This window comes from Nostoc cf. edaphicum LEGE 07299 (genome assembly GCF_015207245.1).
Lineage (GTDB): Bacteria > Cyanobacteriota > Cyanobacteriia > Cyanobacteriales > Nostocaceae > Nostoc > Nostoc edaphicum_B.
Map to the genome: position 1 here is coordinate 1 of NZ_JADEXF010000248.1, position 6,103 is coordinate 6,103.

Annotated in this window: 8 protein-coding genes; 3 read left to right on the plus strand and 5 right to left on the minus strand. The window is 42.0% G+C overall.

What is annotated here, in order from left to right:
• Nucleotides 1–220 precede the first annotated feature (220 nt).
• A complete protein-coding gene (psb30, locus tag IQ229_RS09530) occupies nucleotides 221–355 on the plus strand; it encodes a photosystem II reaction center protein Ycf12/Psb30 (protein WP_194043179.1) in 135 nt (44 codons plus the stop codon).
• 64 nt (nucleotides 356–419) lie between these two features.
• Here psb30 and IQ229_RS09535 read toward each other — a convergent pair whose 3' ends face one another.
• Both IQ229_RS09535 and IQ229_RS09540 read right to left on the minus strand, forming a co-directional pair.
• A complete protein-coding gene (locus tag IQ229_RS09535) occupies nucleotides 420–2,576 on the minus strand; it encodes a single-stranded-DNA-specific exonuclease RecJ (protein ID WP_194043181.1) in 2,157 nt (718 codons plus the stop codon).
• Between the two features lie 81 nt (nucleotides 2,577–2,657).
• On the minus strand, nucleotides 2,658–3,083 hold the full coding sequence (locus tag IQ229_RS09540; protein WP_194043183.1) for a hypothetical protein: 426 nt from the start codon (nucleotides 3,081–3,083) through the stop codon (nucleotides 2,658–2,660).
• Between the two features lie 239 nt (nucleotides 3,084–3,322).
• On the opposite strand from IQ229_RS09540, the gene IQ229_RS09545 reads away from it, so the two are divergent.
• Entirely contained in the window at nucleotides 3,323–3,655 is a 333-nt protein-coding gene (locus IQ229_RS09545) for an ACT domain-containing protein (protein ID WP_228013343.1), read from the plus strand.
• Between the two features lie 448 nt (nucleotides 3,656–4,103).
• Nucleotides 4,104–4,448 carry a hypothetical protein gene (locus tag IQ229_RS09550; protein WP_194043185.1) on the plus strand — a complete coding sequence of 115 codons (345 nt, stop codon included), beginning with the start codon at nucleotides 4,104–4,106 and terminating at the stop codon, nucleotides 4,446–4,448.
• A 146-nt stretch (nucleotides 4,449–4,594) separates the two neighbouring features.
• On the opposite strand, the gene IQ229_RS09555 is transcribed toward IQ229_RS09550, so the two are convergent.
• The 3 genes from IQ229_RS09555 to IQ229_RS09565 all read right to left on the minus strand — a co-directional run.
• Nucleotides 4,595–4,780 (minus strand): type II toxin-antitoxin system HicA family toxin, encoded by a 186-nt coding sequence (locus IQ229_RS09555; RefSeq protein WP_194043187.1) that lies wholly within the window; start codon nucleotides 4,778–4,780, stop codon nucleotides 4,595–4,597.
• Entirely contained in the window at nucleotides 4,780–5,001 is a 222-nt protein-coding gene (locus IQ229_RS09560; protein ID WP_174711734.1) for a type II toxin-antitoxin system HicB family antitoxin, read from the minus strand. Before IQ229_RS09560 ends, IQ229_RS09555 begins: the two co-directional genes overlap by 1 nt.
• Before the next feature lie 166 nt (nucleotides 5,002–5,167).
• Nucleotides 5,168–6,103 (minus strand): cobaltochelatase subunit CobN (locus IQ229_RS09565; RefSeq protein WP_194043189.1); only part of this gene is annotated, 936 nt, incomplete at its 5' end.

A 6,103-nucleotide genomic window follows, 5' to 3' on the forward strand; every position in this document is an offset into this window, starting at 1 on the left:
GAATAGGGGACAGGGAATAGGGGACAGGGAATAGGGGACAGATGATTCCCTGTCACCTCTCCCCTGATCCCAATCCCTTATATTTTACGTTTTTATATCTTTTCTTATAATTTTGTTAAGTAAATTAAATCTAACAGGCCATAGCCGGATATGATCGATTTCGGGTTTTCTAATTTAAGTTATTGAATTTTTTAAGACTATTGGAAGGAGAAAAGGAAAAATGTTTGACGCTTTGTTTAACGCTTTTACCAGTATCAATTGGGAAGTTATTTTCCAATTGCTGTCCGTGGCGCTAATTGTAATTGCTGGGCCAGTGGTAATCTTTTTGCTGGCATTTCGCAACGGCAACCTATAAGAGTGCTGAGTGCTGACTAAGGAGTTAACAGTTAAGAGTGAGAAGTTAATTAAAAATTCATAACTCATAACTCAGCACTCAGTACTGATAACGCCTGAAGGGCAGCTTGGATAATACTGTCATACTGTGGCTGAGAGATATCAACTTCTTTGGCATTTTGACGATTAGTGCCCAGTAAACCGATTATATGTCCTGGCTGTATGGCTAAGACTTTGCCTTCAGAATTTCTAATTCTTAATTCTGCTTTAATACCATTTTTATAGAAACCACAAGTATATTGTCGCTGGTTACACTCAAAGGTGGTGCTTGACTGGATAGGTGGCGAAGCAAAAAATTGTTGAATCTGAATTGGCAATCTGACTCCGATTAACTCTAATTCGATACTGGTGTTACCGTTAAAGTAATTTTCTCGCAGTTTGTAAGCGACATCCACACGCGGTGGTAAGCGGAAGTAGTCGCCCCAACGCCAAGCGATCGCTTTTATTTTATACTCCTGATTATCAATAGTTTGGGCAATTGTCAGTTTGATGTGACCCTTACCAACAATTTTTTGCTCAATCACTTGGACATTAGGTGTCCAGAAAACTGGATCGGGGTTGTCCATACCGCAGGGATGTAGAGCATTAATCTGTTGATAAAGCTGCTGATTGAGATGATTGAGGTTGACTTCCGCATCAATTTTGAGCAGAGGTTTGAGATGTTGGGGTTCAAGACACTGATTAGCAAACTCAATCAAACGCGATCGCAACACCTGTAAATTTTCTGCTGGTAAAGAGAATCCCCCGGCTGCTTTGTGTCCACCAAATTTCCCTAATAAATCGTGACAATATTCCAAAGCTTCAAATACATGAAACTCTGGAATTGAGCGTGCAGAACCGCGTATATGTTCCTCATCTTCATAAGTACCGATGAACACGGGAACGCCGTAACGTTCTACCAAGCGGGAGGCGACAATGCCAATAACGCCGTGATGCCAATTGGGTTGAACAACAATTAATACACGGTCTTTATGTAGAGATGCAACAAATTCTGTCTCTACATAAGCGATCGCTTCTTGTTCAATTTGCTGACACATCTCCTGGCGAGAGGCGTTGATTTGTTCGCACTGCATTGCTCTTTCTAGCGCCACCCCCATATCATCTGTAGTCAGCAATTCAATAACAGTTTGGGGATTACCAATTCGACCAATAGCATTAATTCGCGGCCCCAAGCGAAACCCAATATCTTCAGGCTTGAGCGATTTTGGATTTTGGATTTTGGATTTTGGACTTGTACTGAGCGAAGTCGGAGTATTAAAAATTTTCTCCTCTGCTCCCCTGCTCCCCTGCTCCTCTGCTCCCCTTGCTCCCTCATCTCCCCTCGCCTGGACACCACCTACCTGAATTAACGCTTGCACCCCAGCTAAATTTGATTTGGGTAAATGTTGTAAACCACGTTTTACCCAGCGACGATTCACACCAGTTAGGGGTGCTAAATCTGCGATCGTTCCCAGTGTAAACAGTGCTAGCATCGGCTGGATCAAGCCCTTAGTCTGCCCTAGCTGTTGTGCTAGAGAAACTGCCAAGATGTAAGCAACACCAACACCAGCAACACCCCGATAAGGTGAGGATTCAGCTATTAGTTTGGGGTTGAGAATAGCGTTAGCTGGCGGTAATTTTTGGGGGATATCATGATGATCGGTGATAATTACTGCAAGACCAAGTTCTCTAGCTCTAGCAACTGGTTCAAATGCAGAGATACCATTATCTACAGTCAGAATTAATCCCACACCTTCGCTGTGAAATTCTTCAACTATGCGTTTATTAATACCGTAGCCTTCATGCATCCGGCTGGGGATAGCATAATCTACTTGTGCGCCTAAAGTGTGGAGACTACGCAAAAGTAGAGCAGTGCTGGTCATCCCATCAGCATCATAATCACCACAAATCGCAATTTTTGTTTGAGAAGCGATCGCATTTTCCAACAACTCCAAACTAATTGCCAAATCTGGGAAATCTTCTAAGGGCGAAGGCAAAATTAAAGACTCTGGATCTAAAAATGCTTGTACCTGTTCTGGTGTTTCCATACCCCGATTAATCAACAGCTGGCTGACAATCGGTGAAAGATTTGTCAAAGCTGCCAGATTTTGGGCAAATTCTGGTTTTTGCGGATAAATCTGCCAGCGCTGATCGGGTAAGCGTTGGCGAGGCTTTGAGAGTTCAGATACAGGTCGATCTAGCACAATAAAAGTTAGGAGTTTTCAGTTATGAGTATTGAATTGACAGTTGTTTCTTAACTCATAACTAATAACATTATTTGCTATCTAAAACACGTTTATCCTACCATCATCCATAATATATAACGAGCGATCGCCCGGAGAGCGCCAAGTCGGACGGAGTTCTAATCGCAATGTGCCAAAGTTAAGTTTGGAGACAATCGCTTGTAGTGATAAACCTGTTTCGCTCCAAAATATCAGAGATGTATTTGGCTCAGTACCTTCTATTTGTCCTAAATTTAATTTCTGCCCTGGATTCAAGGATATTGCATCAGTCCCAGAGGGTTTTTGAATTTTAATCATGTTAGGTGTGCTATTTATAACTTCAACCCGGATGTGTTGCCCAGGTGTAAACTGAATTGGATGCGACCCACACTTAGAGGCACAAGTTCGAGCTAAAGTATCACTGGGGTTATTGATTGATGCAACTAGAATGGTAGCAGCAACTAAAACAGATGACAGAGGCTTAAGCATAATACACAGTATAATTACTAGAATTAAATAGTACTTTGAATTGGTACTATTAAGCCTCAGCATATTTTCCAGAATTAGAATTGTGATGTGTTTTTAAGGGACTTGCAAAAATAAATTATTCAAAATACCAATATATAACTAGCAACTTGAGTTATTAGTTTGCAATTGTGTGGAGTACAGAAATTCGTAGTGTAGCACATCTGTATTACCCCACCTAACCCTCCCCTTCCAAGGCTACGGTGTACACACAAGTCTTCTTCACCCACTGCACTAGAGCCAGTGTGAGTGATGACCTTGGCTTGATTGAACTATTGAGCCAGAACTTGGATTACTTTCGTGCCAAGCCTATGAATATTCCAAAGATTACGATTCTGCTTGACCACGGCTACCATCCAGAGAAGATCACAGCCGCCCTGCAAACACTTTATCCTCAGATTATGACCAAGCTCAGATTCCAACTGGCACCCAAACCCACGAAAGCAGAAAAAGATGCCCTTGGTAAAACGGGGTTTGTCCCGGTTGCAACTCGTTGGGGGAAGAGAACGTTCAAATGCTTGGATGGAACGATGTAAGAGTTTGGTCAAGAACTTTGAGCGAACATTGCCTCATGCGACTGCCAAGCTCAATCTATGTTTTATCAGACTCATGCTTAAGCGGTTAGCTCAGGCATAGATATCAAATGGGTTCTATATATCCTTGGACTCCATAAACCTGTCAGTTCACAGATAAGGGCACTCTACTGCCGAGGCAAGCAAGGTCGGATCAAGTTATCCGGAAACTTCTCAACGTCTCCCCTCTATCAGGTTTCTGCGATGCGATCTGCTTTGCAGCAACGCTTCGTGATCGCTTTGGGCCCCTACTCATCCCTACTCAATCTTCCAATTAGGCGTATAACCAGAAGTAACTTGGCTATACATTTGCAAGACCGATGCAGAAATACGTCCTGAGAGTTTTGCGATCGCCCATAGCGCTCTTGTAAAATCATTTTCAATTGTTGAGAATTCGCCCAGGAAAAAGTTTATGGCAGATATGTCCGGTCAAGACCCCTCGGAAATCACAATGGCAACGGTTGATGAAGAACGAAAAGGCGCAACTTTCAGCGGTACGGTCATCCTTGGTATAGATCCTGAGGGTGGGGAAGTCGTTTTCTTTAGAGACTTTTTAATTGAAGATTATAAAGGCGAACTTACCGCAAATCTTGCAACAGATGGCGATATAACGAAAAGCATTGATTTAGGCGAACTCGATCATAAAAGCCCCAGTTTTAGGCTGCCAATTCCGCTCTTAACGGATACATTACCCTACAATACAGTCGTGTTGAGCGACAAAAAAAGCAAGAAAAAAATCCTGACGATCAATCTATAAAATTTGTAACTTAGCTCGTAGTTCAGCCAAATTCGATTGCCCTCCTGTATAGATCTCAAATGGGTTCTATAGCAGTCCTAAATCAGTTGTGAACAATAAGATCCCCCACTTCTTTGAGAAGTCGGGGATCTTAGTCTCTTACTGTACTAGGGTGGGGAAATTTCCAAATCTTTGCAAATCTTGATAGCTAGAATCTCAACAATCTCAGTATGTCTTGGAACTGCCGAGGTTCTATTGTTTGATGGATTGTAATAAATCGTATGCCTTCCACCCTCTCGAAGAAACAAACAGCCGTTCTTTTCCAAATGGCGAATCAATTCACGTCTTTTCACTATAATTTGACAGTAATCTGTTCACGAACGACATCTTTACCAGAAATTTGTTGCTCTGCGAGTTCCCGATTTGATATTAAAATTAACTCTATAGCTTCCCGTAGGCTTTCTCTAGCTTCTTCCAGAGTTCTCTCTTGGACATTAGCACCAGGTAACTCCTGGACGTAGCCGATATACCAATCATCTATCTTTTCATATACAGCAGTAAAAGAATTTTCCATAATTTTTATTAATCCTTAGTGTCTTTATTTGAACTTTTAACGCATCTATAGGACTAGTATTTGGTTTTTGAAAAAATTCAGTGTAACTCAAAGAGGCTTCTTGCCTATTGCCTATTGCCTTCCTACGCAAATAATTTCTCCAAATCAAATCGAATTCCTATACTTTTTAAACCGTCACTCCCTCCAACTCTTCATCTGTCAACTCATATAATTGCCGCAACTTATCCAACTTATCAGCATCAGCTTCCCAGAAACCCCGCCCATGCGCCTCCAACATTCTTCCTAAAATATTGCGGAAAGCTTCAGGATTTGCCTTGCGTAATTTATCCGCCATCTCTGCATCTAAAGCATAAGTATCAGCCGCTTGGTCATAAACCCAATCATCGGTAAAATTGGCAGTACCACCCCAACCAATCAACGCTGTCATCCGTTGAGAAATTTCAAACGCACCACCAGAACCTTGATTTGCCATCGCTTGCGCCCATTTGGGATTTACCAACTTGGTGCGATACTCCATTCGCAGCAAATCATCCAAATTGCGCGGTGTAGTATCCTTCGAGAAACTTTCCACAAAGCTGGTTGTAACCTTCTTACCGCTTTGTTTTTCTGCTGCCTTTTTCAAACCGCCGGTATTGGCGTAATATTCTTGAATATCAGTTAAACCATATTCTACCGAATCGATTTCTTGAACAATGCGATCGCTAGTTTTTAACAATGTATTCAAAATTTCCGGTCTAGCTTGACCTTTATCTTCTCTGCCGTAGCTAAACACGTTGCGACTTTGCCAAGTATTGCCTAACTCCTCACCAGATTCCCAGTTACCATCAACCACTCTATCATTCACCAAAGAACCAAAATCACCCGCCGGATTAGAAAACAATCTCGCTGATGCATTTTCCACACCTTGGGCTTTCAAAGCCAAAGCGTGTCTTTTGATAAAATTCTGATCTTCGCGTTCATCAGCATCAGCCGCCCGTTGAAATAAATCATCCAACAATTCGATGATATTGACAAAACTATCTCGGAAAATTCCAGACAAATTACCCAACACATCAATTCGGGGATGTCCAACTTCCACCAACGGCTTTAATTCATAACGAAC

Coding starts and splice junctions, on each gene's coding strand:
- psb30 (WP_194043179.1), top strand. CDS start 221: ATGTTTGACGCTTTGTTTAACGCTTTTACCAGTATCAATTGGGAAGTT.
- IQ229_RS09540 (WP_194043183.1), bottom strand. CDS start 3,083: ATGCTTAAGCCTCTGTCATCTGTTTTAGTTGCTGCTACCATTCTAGTT.
- IQ229_RS09550 (WP_194043185.1), top strand. CDS start 4,104: ATGGCAGATATGTCCGGTCAAGACCCCTCGGAAATCACAATGGCAACG.
- IQ229_RS09560 (WP_174711734.1), bottom strand. CDS start 5,001: ATGGAAAATTCTTTTACTGCTGTATATGAAAAGATAGATGATTGGTAT.